Source organism: Streptomyces incanus (assembly GCF_042656345.1).
In the GTDB taxonomy this organism is placed as follows: Bacteria; Actinomycetota; Actinomycetes; order Streptomycetales; family Streptomycetaceae; genus Streptomyces; species Streptomyces incanus.
The window spans coordinates 46,345-64,082 of record NZ_JBHSPC010000067.1 but is presented as its reverse complement, the minus strand read 5'-3'; the positions used below and the strand labels follow the sequence as shown (position 1 = coordinate 64,082).

The 17,738-nt window shown below is 69.4% G+C and carries 15 protein-coding genes and 2 pseudogenes; 9 read left to right on the top strand and 8 right to left on the bottom strand.

All coding sequences use genetic code 11. The features are described 5' to 3' along the window. Window positions 1-27 precede the first annotated feature (27 nt). The 4 genes from ACFP2V_RS21650 to ACFP2V_RS21635 form a co-directional block, all read right to left on the bottom strand. Complete coding sequence (locus ACFP2V_RS21650; RefSeq protein WP_381214883.1) at window positions 28-2,307, bottom strand: cytochrome P450; 2,280 nt, start codon at window positions 2,305-2,307, stop codon at window positions 28-30. 19 nt (window positions 2,308-2,326) lie between these two features. Then, window positions 2,327-3,541: a serine hydrolase domain-containing protein gene (locus ACFP2V_RS21645; RefSeq protein WP_381214880.1), complete on the bottom strand. Its 1,215-nt coding sequence runs from the start codon at window positions 3,539-3,541 to the stop codon at window positions 2,327-2,329. A 44-nt stretch (window positions 3,542-3,585) separates the two neighbouring features. Next, entirely contained in the window at window positions 3,586-4,398 is an 813-nt protein-coding gene (locus ACFP2V_RS21640; protein ID WP_381214875.1) for an SDR family NAD(P)-dependent oxidoreductase, read from the bottom strand. A 263-nt stretch (window positions 4,399-4,661) separates the two neighbouring features. Beyond that, on the bottom strand, window positions 4,662-5,039 hold the full coding sequence (locus ACFP2V_RS21635; RefSeq protein WP_381214872.1) for an ASCH domain-containing protein: 378 nt from the start codon (window positions 5,037-5,039) through the stop codon (window positions 4,662-4,664). 170 nt (window positions 5,040-5,209) lie between these two features. Here ACFP2V_RS21635 and ACFP2V_RS21630 point away from each other — a divergent pair, with 170 nt between their 5' ends. Then, the gene (locus tag ACFP2V_RS21630) at window positions 5,210-6,406 is read left to right on the top strand and encodes a 4-hydroxybenzoate 3-monooxygenase (protein ID WP_381214868.1); all 1,197 of its coding nucleotides are present in this window, start codon (window positions 5,210-5,212) and stop codon (window positions 6,404-6,406) included. Then, window positions 6,403-6,531 carry a hypothetical protein gene (locus ACFP2V_RS21625; RefSeq protein ID WP_381214865.1) on the top strand — a complete coding sequence of 43 codons (129 nt, stop codon included), beginning with the start codon at window positions 6,403-6,405 and terminating at the stop codon, window positions 6,529-6,531. The genes ACFP2V_RS21630 and ACFP2V_RS21625 overlap by 4 nt, the downstream gene beginning before the upstream one ends. Window positions 6,532-6,814: 283 nt before the next feature. On the opposite strand, the gene ACFP2V_RS21620 is transcribed toward ACFP2V_RS21625, so the two are convergent. Then, window positions 6,815-7,411, bottom strand: a complete 597-nt coding sequence (locus ACFP2V_RS21620; RefSeq protein WP_381214920.1) for a recombinase family protein — start codon at window positions 7,409-7,411, stop codon at window positions 6,815-6,817. A gap of 162 nt (window positions 7,412-7,573) precedes the next feature. Beyond that, entirely contained in the window at window positions 7,574-8,167 is a 594-nt protein-coding gene (locus ACFP2V_RS21615) for a TetR/AcrR family transcriptional regulator (protein ID WP_381214862.1), read from the bottom strand. A 135-nt stretch (window positions 8,168-8,302) separates the two neighbouring features. Here ACFP2V_RS21615 and ACFP2V_RS21610 point away from each other — a divergent pair, with 135 nt between their 5' ends. From ACFP2V_RS21610 to ACFP2V_RS21600, 3 genes are all read left to right on the top strand, one after another. Next, window positions 8,303-9,103, top strand: a complete 801-nt coding sequence (locus ACFP2V_RS21610; RefSeq protein ID WP_381214859.1) for an alpha/beta fold hydrolase — start codon at window positions 8,303-8,305, stop codon at window positions 9,101-9,103. Window positions 9,104-9,541: 438 nt separating this feature from the next. Beyond that, on the top strand, window positions 9,542-9,763 hold the full coding sequence (locus tag ACFP2V_RS21605; RefSeq protein WP_381214856.1) for a hypothetical protein: 222 nt from the start codon (window positions 9,542-9,544) through the stop codon (window positions 9,761-9,763). Between the two features lie 177 nt (window positions 9,764-9,940). After that, window positions 9,941-10,540 carry a DinB family protein gene (locus ACFP2V_RS21600; protein WP_381214853.1) on the top strand — a complete coding sequence of 200 codons (600 nt, stop codon included), beginning with the start codon at window positions 9,941-9,943 and terminating at the stop codon, window positions 10,538-10,540. Here ACFP2V_RS21600 and ACFP2V_RS21595 read toward each other — a convergent pair. Beyond that, window positions 10,522-10,824 (bottom strand): annotated as a pseudogene (locus ACFP2V_RS21595) (TetR/AcrR family transcriptional regulator); the annotation flags it as partial. The gene ACFP2V_RS21600 and the pseudogene ACFP2V_RS21595 sit on opposite strands and share 19 nt — an antisense overlap. Window positions 10,825-10,899: 75 nt before the next feature. Then, window positions 10,900-11,358 carry an ATP-binding protein gene (locus ACFP2V_RS21590; protein WP_381214850.1) on the bottom strand — a complete coding sequence of 153 codons (459 nt, stop codon included), beginning with the start codon at window positions 11,356-11,358 and terminating at the stop codon, window positions 10,900-10,902. A 256-nt stretch (window positions 11,359-11,614) separates the two neighbouring features. On the opposite strand from ACFP2V_RS21590, the gene ACFP2V_RS21585 reads away from it, so the two are divergent. The 4 genes and pseudogenes from ACFP2V_RS21585 (at window position 11,615) to ACFP2V_RS21570 (ending at window position 17,299) form a co-directional block, all read left to right on the top strand. Continuing rightward, the gene (locus ACFP2V_RS21585; RefSeq protein WP_381214846.1) at window positions 11,615-12,481 is read left to right on the top strand and encodes a helix-turn-helix domain-containing protein; all 867 of its coding nucleotides are present in this window, start codon (window positions 11,615-11,617) and stop codon (window positions 12,479-12,481) included. Next, complete coding sequence (locus ACFP2V_RS21580) at window positions 12,481-12,711, top strand: DUF397 domain-containing protein (RefSeq protein ID WP_381214917.1); 231 nt, start codon at window positions 12,481-12,483, stop codon at window positions 12,709-12,711. Before ACFP2V_RS21585 ends, ACFP2V_RS21580 begins: the two co-directional genes overlap by 1 nt. 112 nt (window positions 12,712-12,823) lie before the next feature. Then, window positions 12,824-13,626 (top strand): annotated as a pseudogene (locus tag ACFP2V_RS21575) (SAM-dependent methyltransferase). Between the two features lie 397 nt (window positions 13,627-14,023). Next, window positions 14,024-17,299, top strand: coding sequence for a LamG-like jellyroll fold domain-containing protein (locus tag ACFP2V_RS21570; protein ID WP_381214843.1), 3,276 nt, complete (start codon window positions 14,024-14,026; stop codon window positions 17,297-17,299). The last annotated feature ends 439 nt before the right edge of the window (window positions 17,300-17,738 follow it).

Here is a 17,738-nt window from a genome sequence, read left to right as displayed (position 1 = left end):
GCGAGGAAGCGGGTGGCGCCGCCGGCGTCAGCCGCCGAGCACCAGTCGCGGGCACCCGGCCTCGGCCCGGGACACGCAGATCAGCATGGTCTCGTTGGTCTCCTGCTCCGACGCGGTGAGGATCGAGTCCCGGTGGTCGGCCCGGCCGGAGACGATGCGCGTCTCGCAGGTGCCGCATGTCCCGGTCTTGCAGGAGGACACCACGGGCAGTCCGGTCCTCTCCGCGGCCTCCAGGATCGTCTCGTTCGCACCCACCTCGACGACCGTCCCGGACTCGGCGAACTCCACCTGGAACGGCGTGTCGGGAACGGTGCGCTCCACGGGCTTGGGAGCGAACCGCTCCATGCGCAGGGAGTTCTTCGGCCAGTGGGCGGTGTTCTCCTCGACGGCGCGCAGCAGGGGCTCGGGCCCACACGCGTAGACGAGCGTGTCGTCGCGCACCTCACCGAGCAGGCCGGCCAGGTCGATCAGCCCGTGCCGGTCCTGGGGGAGCAGCGTGACCCGGTCGCCGTGGACGGCCAGCTCGTCGCAGAAGGCCATCGAAGCGAGGGTGCGCCCGCCGTAGACGAGGTCCCATTCGGCCCCGGCACGCTCGGCCTCCCGGATCATGGGCAGGATCGGGGTGATGCCGATGCCCCCGGCGATGAAGAGGTAGTGGGGCGAGGGCAGGAGCCGGAAGTTGTTGCGCGGCCAGGACACGGTGACCCGGGAACCGGCGGCCAGCGCGTCGTGCACCGCAGCCGACCCGCCTCGGCCGGCCTCCTCCCGCAGCACACCGATGCGGTATGTGGTGCGGTCCTCGGGGTCGGAGGACAGCGAGTACTGACGCACCCACGGCTCACCCTTCCCGCCGGTCCCGTCCCGTCCGCTGTCGTCGCCGGGCACATGGACGTCGATGTGGGCACCGGCTTTCCACGGTGGCAGGTCCCCGCCGTCCGGGTGGCTCAGGGTCAGGGCGACGACACCGTCCGACGCCTCGGTGCGCTCCGTCACCTCCAGATTGAGCGTGCGCACGGTGCGCGTCCGGGACCGCTCGACGTCCGCGACGTCCCAGTGCACGTGCAGCGACCGGCGCACCGGGAGCAGGGCCATGCGCAGGAAGTCCAGCTCGTCGCTGTCGTCGGGACGCAGCGACGGCAGCCGCTCGAAGAGCACGCGCAGCCCCGTCGCCCCCTGGACGCGGGCGAGCGGATTGCCGAGGCAGGTGTGCCGTCCGGCGGTGAAGGCCAGGTGATCGGTGGGATCGGGACGGTGGATGTCGAACTCGAAGGGCCGGTCGACGTGCCGGGGGTCGGTGTTGGCCGAGGCCAGCGCTACCCACACCATGTCACCGGCCGAGATCTTCACGCCCGACAGTTCCACGTCGCGCGTCACCCGGCGGGAGGTGAACGTCGAGGACGGGCGCCGCCGCACCGTCTCCTCGAAGACCCGGGGCCACAGCTCCGGCTCGGCGAGTGCGTCCTGCAGCGCCCCGGGGTTCTGGGACAGGAAGATCACCGCATTGGTCATCGCCTGGGCGGTGGTGTCCGTGCCGGCCGCGGCGAACTCGGAGACGTGCAGGGCGATCTGTGGCGTGGGCAGCGCGTACGAGCCGTCCTTCGCCCTGGCCGACGCCATCACGGAGATGATGTCGTCGGCGTCGGAGTCGCGCCGCTCGTCCACGAGGGCACGCAGCGTCAGGTTGGCCTCGACGAAGCGGTCCCACACCTCGGTCCGCCCCGGTTCGGGCAGCGGTTCGTGCGCGGACGACAGCACGGCGAACAGGTCGTCGCGCAACTGCCGCATCATCGCCTCGTGTTCGTAGCCGAGACCCAGCAGCGCCATGATGGTCTGGGTCGTCAGCTCCAGCGAGTACTCCTCGAGCAGATTCGCCGAACCCCGGTTCTCGAACCGGTCGATGATGCGGTGCGCTCTGGCCTCGATCTCCGGCTGCAGCCGGTCCATGCGCTCCTTGACGAAGCCCCGCTGGGCCACGGAACGCGTTTCGGTGTGGCCGGGCGGGTCCTGCCCCACGATCATCTTCGACACGAGATCCGGCGGGTAGATCCCATGGTGCTTCTCCGGCACGTCCGCGGCCGAGTTGGCCGCCGACGAGTAGGTCCGCCAGTCCGAGAGGACGGTCAGACAGTCGTCCCGCCGCGTCACGATCCACGCGTTGAGGTGCGGGTACCAGAACACCGGAGAGGTGTCCCGGACCGTGGCCAGGTGGCCGGCCGGGTCCCGGTAGTAGTCGTCGCCCATCGCGTCGAAACCGTGGGCGACGGGGCAGCGGCCCACAGGACGGGCCTCTTCCTGCAGTGACGTCATGGCCTGGTCCTTTCGCGGGTCAGACGCTGGTTGCCGCGGAGGCGGCGATCGACGAGAGCTTCTGGAACCGGGCGACGTTGTCGCCCTCGTCCATCACCCCGGAGGAGAGGAAACAGAAGGACATGCCCGAGACGGGGTCCACCCACAGCAGGGACGAACCGGCCCCGTAGGAACCGAAGGTTCCCGGGGAGACGAACGGGCCGAAGAAGCGCGCGTGCGTCCCCGTGCCGGCGAGGGCCATGCCCAGGCCCATGTTCCCCGGCGGGAGGTCCCACTTGCGGGCGGCGGCGACCATGCCGTACAGGTCGTTGATCTGGTCGCCGGTCTGGTTGGTCACGGCGAAGTCCAGCACCGACTGCCCGATGAGCTGCTCGCCGGAAGCGGTCCGCCCCTTGGTGCGCAGCATCTCGGTGAAGGCGAAGACGTCGTCGATGGTGGACACCGCGCCGACCCACGGCATCTCGGCGTCCTCGCGGTCGATGACGTCGTTGAGGCACTCGATGTCCTCGGGCTTGAGCCAGGAGTCGTTGGCGACGATGACCTTCAGCGGCACGCCCCGGTCACGCCACTTCTCGGGCATCCCGAACCGGGTGTGCGCCATGCCGATGGGGTCGAAGACCTTCTCCCGCATGAGCTCCCGGAACGAGTCGGCACCGTAGGCGCGCCGGGCCATCTCGCCCATGAGCGCGTGGTTGATGGCCGCCGAGTAGTTCAGGTTCGTGCCCGGCTCATGCACGACGTCGACGCCGGCCAACGCCTCGATGACATCGGCCAGCACGGCGAAGCCCTCCGGGCCGAGGCCCGGGTTGGGCGTGGCGGGCATGCCGGCCCGGTGCGTGAGCAGGTGGGCGAGGTTGATCCGGTCCTTGCGCGCCGCACGGAACGGCTCGGTGCCGAAGAACTCGGGGATGAGGTCGACGACGCGGGTGGAGAGCATCAGCCTGCCCTCGCTGAGCGCCCGGAAGACCAAGGCGTTGGTGAAGCCCTTGGACATGGACAGGATGCGGTAGACGTCGTCGCGCCGGGTCGGGCGGTCGGCCCCGACGTCGGCCAGACCGTAGGTGCCGCGCAGGGCGATCTCGCCGTGGCGGGCCACGATGATGTTCGCCCCGTGGTAGGCGCCGTTCTCTATGTCCGCGCGGATGGTGTCGTCCAGGACCTCGAGGAAGCGGCGTTCGACGCCGGGCGTCTCGGTGAGGGTGACAGTGGGTTCCGGGGCCTCGGTGTGCTGCACTGGTTCTTCTCCGTCCGGTGTGCTGAGGGTGTCGGCGAGGCGCGTCAGAGCATGAGGGCGCCGCCGGAGGGCGCCAGCGTCTGGCCGGTGTAGTGCCCTGCCGCGTCCGAAGCGAGGAAGAGGACCGTGCGGCCGATCTCGTCGGGCTCCGCCAGCCGCTTCAACGGCTGGAGGGCGAGCAACGCCTGGACGTGGTCGTCGCCGGACGCCGTGAGCATGGGGGTTCTGATGCCGGCCGGGGCCAGGGCGTTGACCCGGATGTCGAACGGGGCGAGCTCGGCCGCGACCGCCTTGGTGAGGCCCACGACCGCGGCCTTGGACGCCGGGTAGTAGGCGGGCATCGGCAGACCGATGAGCCCCGCCACGGAGGCGAAGTTGATGATCGAACCGCTGCCGCTCTCCTTCAGCAGCGGCACGGCGGCACGGATCGCGTAGAAGGTGCCGTTGAGGTTGATCGCGACGACCCGGTCGAAGTCCTCGTCGGAGATGCCGCCCAGGAACTCCGGGTGGTAGGTCTCACCGGTCTTGAAGGACTCGGTCATCCGGTGGTTGATCCCGTCCACCCACGCCTGCTTCTCCTTGTTCGGCGTGGCGACACCGGCGGCGTTCACGAGGATGTGCAGCCGGCCGTGGTCCTCCCGGACCCGGTCGAAGACCCGGTTCACCGCGGCGGAGTCGGACACGTCCGCGGCATGGCCCCGAACCCGCTCCAGGCCGTCGAAGGCGCGGTCGAGATTCTCCTGCCTCAGATCCATTCCGTAGACCGTGGCACCGGCTCCCGCCAGGGCCTTCACGGCGGCCAGGCCCATGCCCGATGCCGCACCGGTCACGACCGCGATCCTGCCGTCGAGTTCCATAGACGATCCCCTCGTCGTTGAGGTGTGGACCTGCCGCGTCACGGCAAGTTCTGCCTTCCAGCGGGTGAAGTCCGGCCAACCTAACCAAAAATTTGACACCTGTCTAGGTTTAGTTTTCCGGGACGGACGCCGGATCTCCACTGGTGCGCAACGGGAGGTCTGCTGTGCAGAGGCGCGAAAGTCGGCCCACAGCCGGACACCGCCGCCCCCGCTGGGAGCGGGGCGGCGGTGTCGGGGGAGGAGGCGGGGGGTCGCCGGGAGCGTCAGGCGGCCCGCGCCACCCGGAAGGTCAGGCACACGAGGGGAGTGCCGTCCTCCACCGGGGTGCCCTCGCGCTCCCAGAAGCGACGATGGCCGGCCCGCCAGTCCTCGAGGGAAGCGTCGCCCTCGCCTTCGACGGCAGCGTGTTCCCACGTGACCTCCGCGAAGGACGTCAGATGCACACCAGTGATCTCGATCGTGGCGACGGCACGGCCATCGTCGTTCAGCAGGGCCAGCCGCTCACCGACGAACTCCAGCCCTTCGGTCTCCTCGACGTACTCGGCCAGCAGGCCGGTCGTGGCGGTCTTCCGTCCGGCCAGGACGAGAGAGTTCAACTCGTCACGCAACCCGCCCGGGGTGCCGAGTTCCAGTGCGCGCATACCGCCGACCCGTGGCCACATGTTCCTTACCGCCCTGCTCCGTCAGCCGTGTGAAACACGGATCGATCTTCGGCCGGCCATTATGTGCCGGGCCCGCGACGGCCGATCCGTTTCCACTGGACGGAAGAGGTCCCTGGCCGGGCGGCCCGGACGGACGCAGAATGACGGCCATGTCATCCTCGCGCGTCCACAGCCGTACGCAGATCGGCATCGTCGGTGCCGGTCCCGCCGGGCTCATGCTCTCCCACCTGCTCGCCCGTGCCGGGATCGATTCCGTCGCGGTCGACCTGCGCAGCCGTCGCGAGATCGAGGAGACCCACCGCGCCGGGATCCTCGAGCAGGACTCGGTCGACCTGCTGGCCGGCACCGGCGTCTGTGACCGGGTGCACCGCGACGGCCACCGCCACGACGGGATACAACTCGCCTTCGGCGGGGGCGCCCACCGGATCGACTTCCAGGATCTGGTCGGCGCCTCGACCCAGCTCTACCCCCAGACGGACGTCTTCCTCGACCTCGCCGACGCCCGCGAACGCGACGGCGGCGACGTCCGGTTCGGCGTCACCGACGTGTCGGTCGACGGCCTCACCTCCGACACCCCGGCCATGCGGTTCACCGACGCCGACGGCACCGCCCACGAGATACGCGCCGACTTCCTGGTGGGCGCCGACGGGTCACGCAGCCTGTGCCGCCGCGAGGTGCCGGAGGCCCGGCGCACGCAGTACTTCCGCGAGTATCCGTTCGCCTGGTTCGGCATCCTGGCCCAGGCGCCGCCCAGCGCTCCGGAACTGATCTACAACCACTCGCCGCGCGGCTTCGCACTGATCAGCCAGCGCACCGAGACCGTCCAGCGGATGTACTTCCAGTGCGACCCCGCGGAGGACGCCGCCGCCTGGTCCGACGACCGGATATGGGACGAGCTCCAGTCGCGCGTCGGGGCCAACGGGCACACGCTCGAGGAGGGGCCGATCACCTCCAGGACGGTGCTTCCGTTCCGCAGCTTCGTCCAGGAGCCGATGCACCACGGGCGGCTGGTGCTCGCCGGTGACGCCGCGCACACCGTGCCGCCGACCGGCGCCAAGGGCCTCAACCTGGCACTCGCCGATGTGCGGGTCCTGGCCGAGGAACTCGAGAGAGCGGTCGAGAGCGGTGACACCGCCCCACTGGAGGCCTATAGCGAACGGGCGCTCGGCAGGGTCTGGAAGGCGCAGCACTTCTCGTACTGGATGACCACGATGCTGCACATCCTGCCGGAGGCCACCCCGTTCGACGTACGGCGCCAGGAGGGCGAACTGGCCGCGGTGACCGGCTCGACCGCGGGCTCGACCTACCTCGCGGAGGCCTACACCGGCTGGCCGGAAGGGCGATGACCGTGGCACTGCCCCGCCGGGAACCGACCGCCAACCGGCTCGGCGAGGACGTCACCGGCTTCCTCCCCGACCGGGCGGGCGTACCCGGCACCGCGGGCTTCCGGCCCGAGGGCGACGCCGTGTGACGACTGGTCGTCGACCGCCTCCACGTACGGAGCAACGGCGGCCGCACCGCCTGCTCCCACGGCCTCGCAGCGGCGCTGTGCGACCTGCACCCAGAGGCCGACCGCGATCACCCTTCACGGCGCCGGCTGGTCGAGGGTGCCCGAGGACGAGGTGCTCGACGCGATCCGCCCCGGCGGCGGCCGCTTCCTCCCGGCGGACCCGCTTCCGCTCAACGGAAGTGACGCGTGGACCTCTTGATGCGGTCCCGGGCTCCTCTCTCTGACCTCAGGTGCAGAGTAGCGATCAGGGCTTCGTGACCAAGGTCTTCTTGGGCTGGCGGGGCACGCTCTTGGTCTTGTCGAGGTGTCCGTACACCGTCGACCGCGACACACCGAACAGGTCGGCGATCTGTTGGACGGTCTTCTCGCGGGCGTCGTAAAGCTGTTGGGCGAGCGCGGCCTGGTCCTCGGTGAGCTTCGGCCGGCGCCCGCCGACCCGGCCGCGGGCCCGCGCGGATGCGAGCCCGTCATGGGTGTTGGCCACGATCAGCTCGCGCTGGAGCTCGGCGAGGACGGACAGCGTCCCGAACATCGCGCGGCCTTCCATGGTGGAGGTGTCGATGCCCTGCTCAATGACATGCAGCCCGATGCCGCGCTCACGCAGGTCGGTGCCGAGGATCACCAGGTGCAGCACGGAGCGGGAGAGCCGGTCGAGCCGGGTGACCTTCAGCGTGTCGCCCTGCCGCAGCAGCTGCACGACGAGGTCGAGCTTAGGGCGGGACGCCTTTGCGCCGCTCGCGGTGTCGACGTGGATGTGGTCGCGGTCGACGCCGGCCCGCAGCAGGGCGTCGATCTGATGATCAGGGTTCTGGTCGGCCGTCGAGATGCGGCAGCAGCCAATGAGTGCTGTCGGAAACTATCCGAAGTGCCGTTCTCCGACGTTGATTTCCGATACGCGTTGCCGACACTGCCGATCTGCGGGTTCGTGATCACGGTGGTGAGTATCGGCAGACGGTCGTTTCCCGACACTGCCGACCTCGAATCACGTGCGTCTGTTGGAGCATCAGGGATGGTCGGGTCCGACAATACGAGCCAACGCGCGCAGACCAGCAACGATGTCGGCGCCGGTGGGGGCCCGATCGGGGTCAGTGAGCCACTGTGTCATCAGACCGGTGAGCAGAGCCATTTGGACGGCGCCCAGCGTGCGCGCCGCTTCATCGTCGACTGCGTCCTCCTCGACGTTGCAGAGGATGGCCGCAAGGCCCCGCCGCCCCTGGACCTGGCCCCCGGCGAGGTAGCGGCGCAGGTCCTCGGAGTGCTCGGCCTGGGCGAGTGCCTCGACCGAGGCGAGCCACAGAGTGCGGTGCGTGGAAAAGGACTCGATGATCCCGTCCCACATCGCCTCGTACCGCTCGGCGGGTGTGGCTTCCTTCGCGCCGAAGGCTGCCAGGGTGCGGCCGGTGTAGGTGCCCCATTCGTCGATGGCGTCGATGAGTGCGGCGTTGAGCAGCGCCTCGCGGGAGCCGAAGTGGTAGCCGATGGCAGCCATGCTGACCCCGCCGGAGGCGGCCGTGATGTCGCGGACGGTGGTGCGTGCCCACCCTTTCTCCTCCAGGCAGCGGCGGGCCCCGGCGAGCAGGTCTTCACGATTTCCCATGGTCGGAGGCTATTCGGTGGCGATTCGTTCGCGCAAGACGATCGTCTTAGGCGAGCGAATGAGACGCCCGTCTTGTGCGTACGCCCAAATCTTCGCTACGGTCCTTTTCCTCGCAACCGAGATGGGGGATCTGCCATGAGTGGCATCACCGCGAACGACACCGCCACCCGCGCCGAACTCGTCATTGACGGCCGTCGGCTGTCGTACCTCGACTTCGGCGGGACCGGCCGGCCGCTGGTCGCGCTGCACGGTCACCTGTCCGAGGGCGTCACGTTCGCCCACCTCGCCCGGGCGTTGAGCCCCGAGTGGCGGCTGATCGCCCCGGACCAGCGCGGCCAGGGGGAGTCCGACCGTGCCACCGACTACTCGCGGGAGGGATACCTCGCCGACCTCCAAGCCCTCTTGGACCACCTGGAGTTGGACCGTGTCGTGCTGCTCGGCCACTCCCTCGGCGCCATCAACGCCTACCAGTTCGCCGCCCACCGCCCCGAGCGCGTCAGCGCGCTCGTCAACGCCGAGGGTCCCGCCGCCCTGGGCCTGGACGGGGCGAACCCCCTCGGCTTCCTGCTGAACCTGCCCTACCAGGCGTCCACCCGCGACGCGCTGGTCGCAGGCCTGGGCCCGGCCGCGCCGTACTTCTCCGACCGGCTACGGGAGAACGCGGACGGCACCTGGCGGCTGCCCTTCCACCCCCAGGAGATGTACCAGTCCGAGGAGCAGGTCCACGGTGACCACTGGGACGACTGGACGGCCACTGCCTGCCCGGCCCTGCTGGCCCACGGCACCAAGGGAGTCATCCCGCCCGAGCAGGTCCGTGCCATGGTCGAGCGCCGCGCAGGCACCGTGTCGGCCGAGCTGGACGCCGACCATCTCATCTACACCACAGCCCCCGACGCGTTCGCCGCCGCGGTCCGGGCGTTCCTCACCCGGATCTAGGCAGCTCGACAGCGCTGCCCTTCCCCCGTTGCCTCCTCGGCCTGCCCGCTGAGGAAGCGACGCCTATCGAAAGCGGGCGGGAGCGGGCGAATCGGTGTTGACCCGAGCGCCATCAGGCACCGGAGCCCAAGGACGCCACAGAACTGGGCACGGGCCGACGTCGGCTCGGTAATGGTGTCGGCATGGGAGTCGACCCCGCCGAACACGTCCTGGTCCGCGGTGTCCGCTCCAACCTCTGATGTCATGCTGATGATGCCTTCCCAACCGGAGGTGGGCACCGGCCGGGTGGCGCAGACAGGACATTGAGGGGGCTTCTGGCCAGGCTCCTGACTTGTTCAATAGGGCCCAGATGCTCGGTCTGCAGCCGTAGCGTCCAGGGTGTTGGTCGGCACGGGCCCGTAGTGTTCCTTGCCGCCCTCGGGCCGGCTCACTGAGAGCGTGCCGCCGCCGGCCGACACCCGCGCGCTGAACTCGGTGCTGCACACCATCGCCGTCTGCCGGATCCGCGACGGCGGGCGCGGACAGGACTACTGCCTCCGCAAGATCAGTGAGGGGAAGACCCCTTCGGAAGCCCGCAGGGCCCTCAAACGACGGCTGTCCAACGTGGTCTACCGGATCATGAAACGAGATCTACGGAACCACCTCGCTCAGGCCGCTTGACACACAGAGGCGCTATCAGGTCATGTTCCGCCGGGCCGGAGCCATGAGAACAGGTCCCGGCGGCCGGACAGAACAGCCGGAAGACAGCCCAGTAGGGCGTCAGTCAGTGCCCGAGTCACGACCACCGGAACCTGAGTATCAGCATCAATGTCAGTGCCTGGTGCGAGACTGCGGGACATGACGGAACCGAACCCGAAAGCGGACCTGACCCGCTATCTGCAGGACGCCAGACAAGCCCTCGTGTGGAAACTCGAAGGGCTCTCGGAGTACGACGTCCGCCGCCCGCTGACGCCTACCGGAACCAACCTGCTGGGGCTGGTCAAGCACGCCGCCGGAGTGGAACTGGGCTACTTCGGCGATGTGTTCGGCCGGCCGTTCTTCCGGCAGGATCCGCCGTCCTGGTGGTACACGCAGGACGGCGAACCCAACGCGGACATGTGGGCCACCGCGGACGAGTCGCGCGAGGAGATCGTCGCGCTCTACCACCGGGCCTGGGAGCACGCGGACAGCACGTTCGCGGCACTTCCGCTCGACACCGTCGGCCACGTCCCATGGTGGCCTCAGGAGCGGAGGGAGACCACGCTGCACCACCTCCTGGTGCGCGTGATCGCCGACACCCACCGGCACGCCGGCCAGGCGGACATCGTGCGGGAGCTCATCGACGGGGCCGTTGGCTGGGGGAAGGGAGCGAGCGGCCTGCCGTCCGGTGACGCTGCCTGGTGGGAGGCCCACCGACGCCGGCTGGAGCAGGCGGCGAGGGAGGCCGACAGCCGCTGACCGCCCACCGCGCAGGCCTCGACCTGGTGTCGGTAGACGGCGATGATGAGATCCGCCCGGGTCGGGAAGTGGCGGTGGATCGTGCCCACCCCGACACCGGCCTCGGCCGCGATCTCGCGCACCGGCGCATCCACGCCCGAGGTGACGAAGACGGTGGCCGCCGCGTCGAGCAGCGTCTTCTCGTTGCGCCGGGAGTCCGTCCGCTTGGGCCGGCCCGCGTGTCCCGCCTCGTTGCTGCCGCTGCCGCTGCCGCTGCCGCTGCCGCTGCTGTCGGTGTCGCTCACCGCGTCGCTCCCTCCGCTGCCGGACCTGCTGTACGGAACGTGGTTCCGTACCCTCATTCCGGAGCGGTTGCGGGCTCAGGACCTGGTCGTGCGCAGCATCGCCCACACGGTCCGGCCGTCCCCGTGCTCGGGGACCCCCACCCCCCAGTGCTCCGACACGGCCTTGACCAGCAGCAGTCCGCGTCCGACCTCGTCCCGGGAACCGGCCCGTCGCGTCCGGGGCACGGACGGACCGCTGCCGTCGTCCGTGACCTGGATCAGCACCAGGTCCGGCGTGGCTCCCAGAGTGCAGGCGATTCTCCGGCTGCTCGTGTGGAGGACGGCGTTGGTGAGGAGCTCGCTCACCACGAGGGCCGCTGTGTCGCAGTCGTCCGGGACGACACCCCAGACGCCGAGCTGCTCCGCCACGAGGTGACGGGCCCTCCCGACGGTTCTGTGGTCGGAGGGCAGGAAGTAGGCGGCCCGGCAGGCGGCGGCGCCGAGGTCGGGGGGAGGGGTGCCACCGGCCGTGGGGGTGGCGTCGGTTAAGGCCACGAACGATTCCTAACGTGGGGGAGCACCGGATGCCGCGCGCTGTGGGAGCGGTCATGACAGGCGTCCACGTGGCCATGCGTAGCCGGCGCCTGGCGTGCGGTCCGGAGAAACCTGGTCATCCCGTCACTATGATTGCCCCGCCAGGACTCTGACAACCCATCACTTTGCACAGTGCACAACTTTGCTGTGCAGCTGTCCGCGAGGCGAAGCCCGTGGCAGACTGCTCGGCGGCCGGTCGTTCGAGGAGGCATGCGACGTGAGCGCACCGCGGTCGGCCCCGACCGTCCTTCAGATGGCGCTGGGAAGACGGCTCCAGGAATTGCGGCGGACCAAGGGCCTCTCGGCGCAGGATGTCGGTGCCAGGCTGCGCCAGGCCCACACCACGGTCACCAGAATGGAGCAGGCCAAGGTCACTCTGAAGTGGGCCACGATCAAGGCGCTGTTGGAGATCTACGGCGTACCGGAGGACGAGGCCCGGGAGTTCCTTGCCCTGACCGACCAGGCCAACCAGCCCGGCTGGTGGAGGAGTTACCGTGATGCCCTGCCGAACTGGTTCGCGGCGCACGTCAGTCTGGAGAACTCGGCCACTCACATACGGGGCTATGAACCCCACGTCGTCCCGGGACTTCTCCAGACCGAGGACTACGCCCGCGACGTCCTGAGGCTGAACCGCCCCCACCCGGCGCCGGAGGAGCTGACCCGGCGCGTGGCACTGCGGATGGAGCGTCAGGCGCTGCTCACCCGCCGGGACCCGGTCACGCCCCGGCTGTGGATCGTCATGGACGAGACCGTCCTGCGGCGACCGGCCGGCGGGCCCGAGGTCATGAAGGCGCAGATCGACCGTCTGATCGAGGTGACGGACCTGTCGAACGTCACACTTCAGGTGCTGCCCTTCACCGCAGGACTGCACCCTGGCGCATTCGGGCCCTTCACTCTCTTCCGTCTTCCGATGCCGGATTTCCCGGACATCGTCGGCACGGACAATCTCAGCGGCGCCCAGTACAGCGAGGATCGGAGGGAAGTCACGCTGCACCGTGAGGTGCTCGACCGGATGAGCGCCCAAGCCATGTCCAAGGGGCGCACCAGGGAATTCCTTTCGGACGTCCGCAAGGAGTGGGAATGATGAAGCACGTGATGAACGCCGCAGGTGATCTGGGAACCGAGGGGTGGCGCAAACCGTGGAGCGGCAGCAATAACGGAAACTGTGTCGAGGTGAAGAAACTCGGCGGTGGGAGGGTGGCGCTGAGGCAGTCGACGGACCCCGATGGCCCCGCCCTCATCTGCACCACCGCCGCGATCGCCGAACTGGTCAGGGCGGCCAAGTCGGGAGCGGTGGACTTCCTCGTCGCCTGAGACCTGTCTGGAACACGCCGGGCGCGTCCGTGCAGAAGCGCATTGAAGTGTACTGGTCGGTACCAGTTGAATGAAATGAATCACCACGCCGATGCCGTAGCGGAGGACTGAAGTGACAGACACGGGATTCAACGCGGACGACATCGACACCGGCAAACCCCAGTCGGCCCGCATGTACGACTAATTCCTCGACGGAAAGGGCAACTATCCCGTCGACTGGGAAGCCGCTGAGAAGGTGATCTCCTTCTTCCCCGACGTGAAGGAAATGGCGCGGATCATCGCGACTTCATGCACCGGGCCGCCCGGCTGCTCGCGGAGCGGGGAGTCCGTCAGTTCCTCGACATAGGCACCGGAATACCCACCGAACCCAATCTCCACCAGATCGTCCAGAAAATCACACCCGAGGCCCGCGTGGTGTACGCGGACAACGACCCGATCGTCCTCAGGCATTCCGAGGCGCTCCTGCACAGCACACCGCAGGGCAGCACCGCCTACATCCAGGCCGACGCGAGGGAGCCGGGGAAGATCCTCGCGGCGGCGAGGGAGACCCTCGACTTCGAGCAGCCGGTCACCCTGTCCTTGGTGGCCCTGCTGCACCTGGTGGCAGAGGAGGACGACCCCTACCGGATCGTGTCCGAACTGCTCAAGTCCCTCGCCTCCGGCAGCTATCTGGTTCTCTCCCGTGCGACAGGAGACTTCGACGCCGAGACCTGGGAGCGTGTCGTCGAGGTCTACCGCAAGGGAGGGACCTCCGCCCAGGTCCGGTCACGCGACGAGTTCGCCAGGTTCTTCGCGGGACTCGAGCTGATCGACCCCGGCATAGAACTCGCGGAGCGCCGGCACCCGGAGTCCGGGAAGCAGCACAGCCGAGGTGAGCAGATCCCGTTGTACGTCGGAGTCGCCCGCATCCCCTGAGGACTGCGCCGCGGCGGCGGGCCGCAGGCGCCCGTGGCCCGCCGCGGCACCCCGCCCCCGTCCGGGCCGGTGCGACAGCAGCAGCCCGCCTGGAACATCCCCCGTCGCATGCCCCCTCACACGCCCGCGAAGACCGTCGGCCCGCCCCGGCGGCGCCGGTTCCTGACGGCCGGCCGACTGTGCGCGAGGTCTGGACAGCCGTTCGGCGACGTGTTGTCATTCCGCTGCACAGTGAATTTCCAACGTTGAAAGGTTCTCCGGCCATCGCAGCGCCGGTGCCGTACCGTACCGGCGGGCCCGCGTCGGCCGCCGGTGAACACCCCCAACCGGCCGGGCCGTTCACCTGATGCAGTCCGTTTCGTCCTGTCTCCAAGCCCCCTGCGCGAGGAAAGGTTCGATGACAAGACAACACACCCGCCCGAGAGCCCGGTGGTGGGCTCTGCTGACCGCCGCGGCCCTGGTCCTGCCCACGAGTGCCGCGGTTCCCGCCGCGGCGGCCGCGGAATCCGCGAGCGGCAGCACGTCCGCGCGTACCGCCGGTGCGGCAGCCGATGCCGCCGTCGAGCCGCACGGCCTGAAGGGCGAGTACTTCAGCATGTCGGCGCCGGGAGCCAGGGACTTCGCCGAGCTCGGCGGCACCCTCCTGGAGCCGCAGATCAACTTCTCCGGCCTGACGAGCACATTCGAGGAACTGACCGGGAAGACGGAGCACACGACCGCTCGCTGGACGGGGCAGATCGAGGCCCCGACGACCGGCGACTACACGTTCTACGCCATCGGCGACAACGGATTCCGCCTCTTCATCGACGACAAGCCGGTCATCGACCACTGGGAGCCGGACTGGGACAGGGAGCAGACCAGCGAGCCGATCAGGCTGGCCGCCGGTGAACAGCACACCTTCCGGCTGGAGATGTTCCAGGACCTCGGCGGGTCGAACATGTTCCTGCGCTGGTCGAGCCCGACGACGCCCAAGCAGCTCGTCCCCGAGTCGGCGTTCACCCCGCCCGCAGGCTTCGCGGTCTTTCCGGTGGACCTGTCGGTCGCCGAGGACGGGAAGCGGCTACGCGCACGCTTCGAGGACCGGGTCGGCGACCTCGACGAGGTCGCAGAGCATCTGAGGATCGAGGCCGACACGACCGCCATGCCGGTCAAGTCGGTGAAGGCCGCTCCCGGCGACCGCACCTCCCTCCTCGTCACCCTCGCGAAGCCGATCCAGAAGAACCAGCAGGTCCGGTTCACCTACGACGGCGAGGGCGGCCTGACGGCCGGCGGCAAGACCGTGCCCCGGATCGTCCGCTACGCGACGAACGCCTCCAGCCACCGTCTCACCACGGAGTGGAGCGACAAGCTGGACAGGAAGAACCCGCTGCCGGAGCACCCCCGTCCGCAGCAGGTGCGGTCCCAGTGGAAGAACCTCAACGGGACCTGGCAGTTCAGCGGTGCGAAGGCGGGCGAGCAGCCGGTCTTCGGCAGGAACCTGGACGAGAAGATCACCGTGCCGTTCCCCGTCGAGTCCCAGCTGTCCGGGCTCGAGCGGCACGAGGACCACATGTTCTACCGCAAGCTCGTCGAGGTGCCGAACAACTGGAAGGTCGGCGAGGGCAAGCGGCTGAAGCTCCACTTCGGCGCCGTGGACTACCAGGCCCGCGTCTGGGTCAACGGCAAGAAGGTCGCCGAACACACCGGTGGCTACACCGCGTTCAGCGCCGACATCACCGACGCACTCAAGGGCAGGGGAGCGCAGGAGGTCGTGGTCGCGGTCACCGACACCGGCGGCGCCGACCAGCCGACGGGCAAGCAGCACACCCGTCCCAGCGGCATCTTCTACACCCAGTCGTCCGGGATCTGGCAGACGGTCTGGATGGAGCCCGTCGCCGACACGGCCATTGACAACGTCGTCACCACGCCCGATATCGACACCAGCAGCCTGGCGGTGACCGTCGAGTCCGAGGGCGCCTCCTCGAAGGCGCGCGTGGAGGCCGTCGCCCGCGACGTCCGCGGGAAGGTCGTCGGCAAGATCAGCGGACCTGCCAACCGCCGGCTCCAACTCCCCGTGACGAAACAGCACCTGTGGAGCCCCGACGACCCCTACCTCTACGACCTCGACGTCAGACTGACCGACGGCAGGTCGGCCGACAGGGTCGGCAGCTACTTCGGTATGCGCGAGATCGGGATCGAGGAGGTCGGCGGCTACCAGAAGCTGGTGCTCAACGGAAAGCCCGTCTTCTCCCTCGCCACCCTCGACCAGGGCTTCTGGCCCGACGGCCTCTACACCGCCCCCAGCGACAAGGCGCTGGCCTTCGACCTCGAGGCACACAAGAAGCTCGGCTTCAACGCCGTCCGCAAGCACATCAAGGTGGAGCCGGCGCGCTGGTTCTACCACGCCGACAAGCTCGGCCTGCTGGTCTGGCAGGACTTCGTCTCCGGGAACATCACCAACGGGACCGGACAGAAGGCCTTCGTCGACCAGGGCCGCGAGATGATGCGCCAGCACCACAACTCGCCCTCGGTCATCGGCTGGATCGTCTTCAACGAAGGCTGGGGCGAGTGGAACCGCGAGGAGAGCGGTCGCATCGCCGAGTCGGTGAAGGCCGCCGACCCCTCCCGCGTCGTCAACGCCCACAGCGGTGTCAACTGCTGCAACTCCAAGGGCGACTCGGGCAAGGGCGACATCATCGACCACCACGACTACAACAACGACGACCCGCCGTTCCCCGATCACCGGGCGGCCATGGACGGTGAGCACGGCGGCTTCACCCTGCGCACCCCGGGCCACATGTGGCCGGGCACGCCGACGGTGATCTACAGCGGGGTCGCCGACAAGGAGGCGCTGACCCGCAAGTACGTGGAGAACACCGAGCGGTTCTACCTCGACCAGGCCGCCGCCGAACTCTCCGGTTCGGTGTACACGCAGATCACCGACCTGGAGAACGAGCTCAACGGCCTCTACACCTACGACCGCCGGGAGATCAAGGTCGACCCGGTCCGGGTGCGTGAGGTCAACCGCAAGGTCATCGCGGCCGGCGCCGCCGCGGGCGAGCGGGAGCAGTTGAAGGGCGGCGGCCGCTGGACCCTCGACGAGGGCACCGGCACCACCGCGAAGGACGGCGGACCCAACGGCAAGCCCCTGACGCTCACCGAGGGCGCCGGCTGGACCCCCGGTGTCCGCGGCAGCGCGCTCGAGTTCGACGGGCAGGGCGGGCACGCCGAGACGGCCGGCCCCGTGCTCGACACCACCGGCAGCTACTCCGTCGCCGGCTGGGTCAGGCTCGACTCGCTCCCCGGCAACTACGCCACCGCGATCAGTCAGGACGGGCGGCGCCAGGCCAGCCCCTTCTACCTGCAGTACGGGCAGGGCGCCTTCGCCTTCAGTACCCCCGGCGGGAAGCGCGCCCGGCTGGAGACGAAGCCGGACACGGGCCGCTGGTACCACCTCGTCGGTGTCCGTGACGATGCCCGCGACGAGATCGACCTCTACGTCGACGGCACCCTGGCGGCGACCTCCGCCGCCGGCCCCGCCTACGTCGGCTCGGGTCCGCTCGCCGTGGGCCGCGCCCAGTGGAACGGCGGCGACACCGATTTCTGGGACGGCGCGGTGGACGAGGTCCACGCGTACGACAGGGCACTCACCGCCGGGGAGGTGAGCGCCCTGCACGACCGGGAGAAGCCGTAGGCGGGCGGCCGGCAGGCACGGTCCCCCGTGCCTGCCGGCAGTGCCGGCAGGAGCGGGAAGGTGCGGGTGCCGTCGGCACCCGCACCTTCCGTCCGTCGGGGGAGCGCCGGCCCGGGACACGCAGGGGCCGCCGGCCCCGGGACCGCCGCCGCCCGTCACCCCGGGTGCCGAACACCGCTCACGGTGCCCAGGGCGCCACCACGGTCCGGTGGTGTCCTCCGCGGACAGAGCGGGGTTGTCCCAGGTACGCGTACCGCCCGGGGTGGCAGGCCACAACCGGGCGTCGTAGAGGCGCAGATACTCGATGGGACGGTTTTGCGACTCGAAGGAGCAGCAGGAACGGTCGGGGAGGCCGGGGACGACCCTTCAGGTGGCCGGCCGCACCGAAAGCCGGACGCGGCAGCCGGTCCGGGGAGGGAGGGCCGCCGCGTCCGGAGCT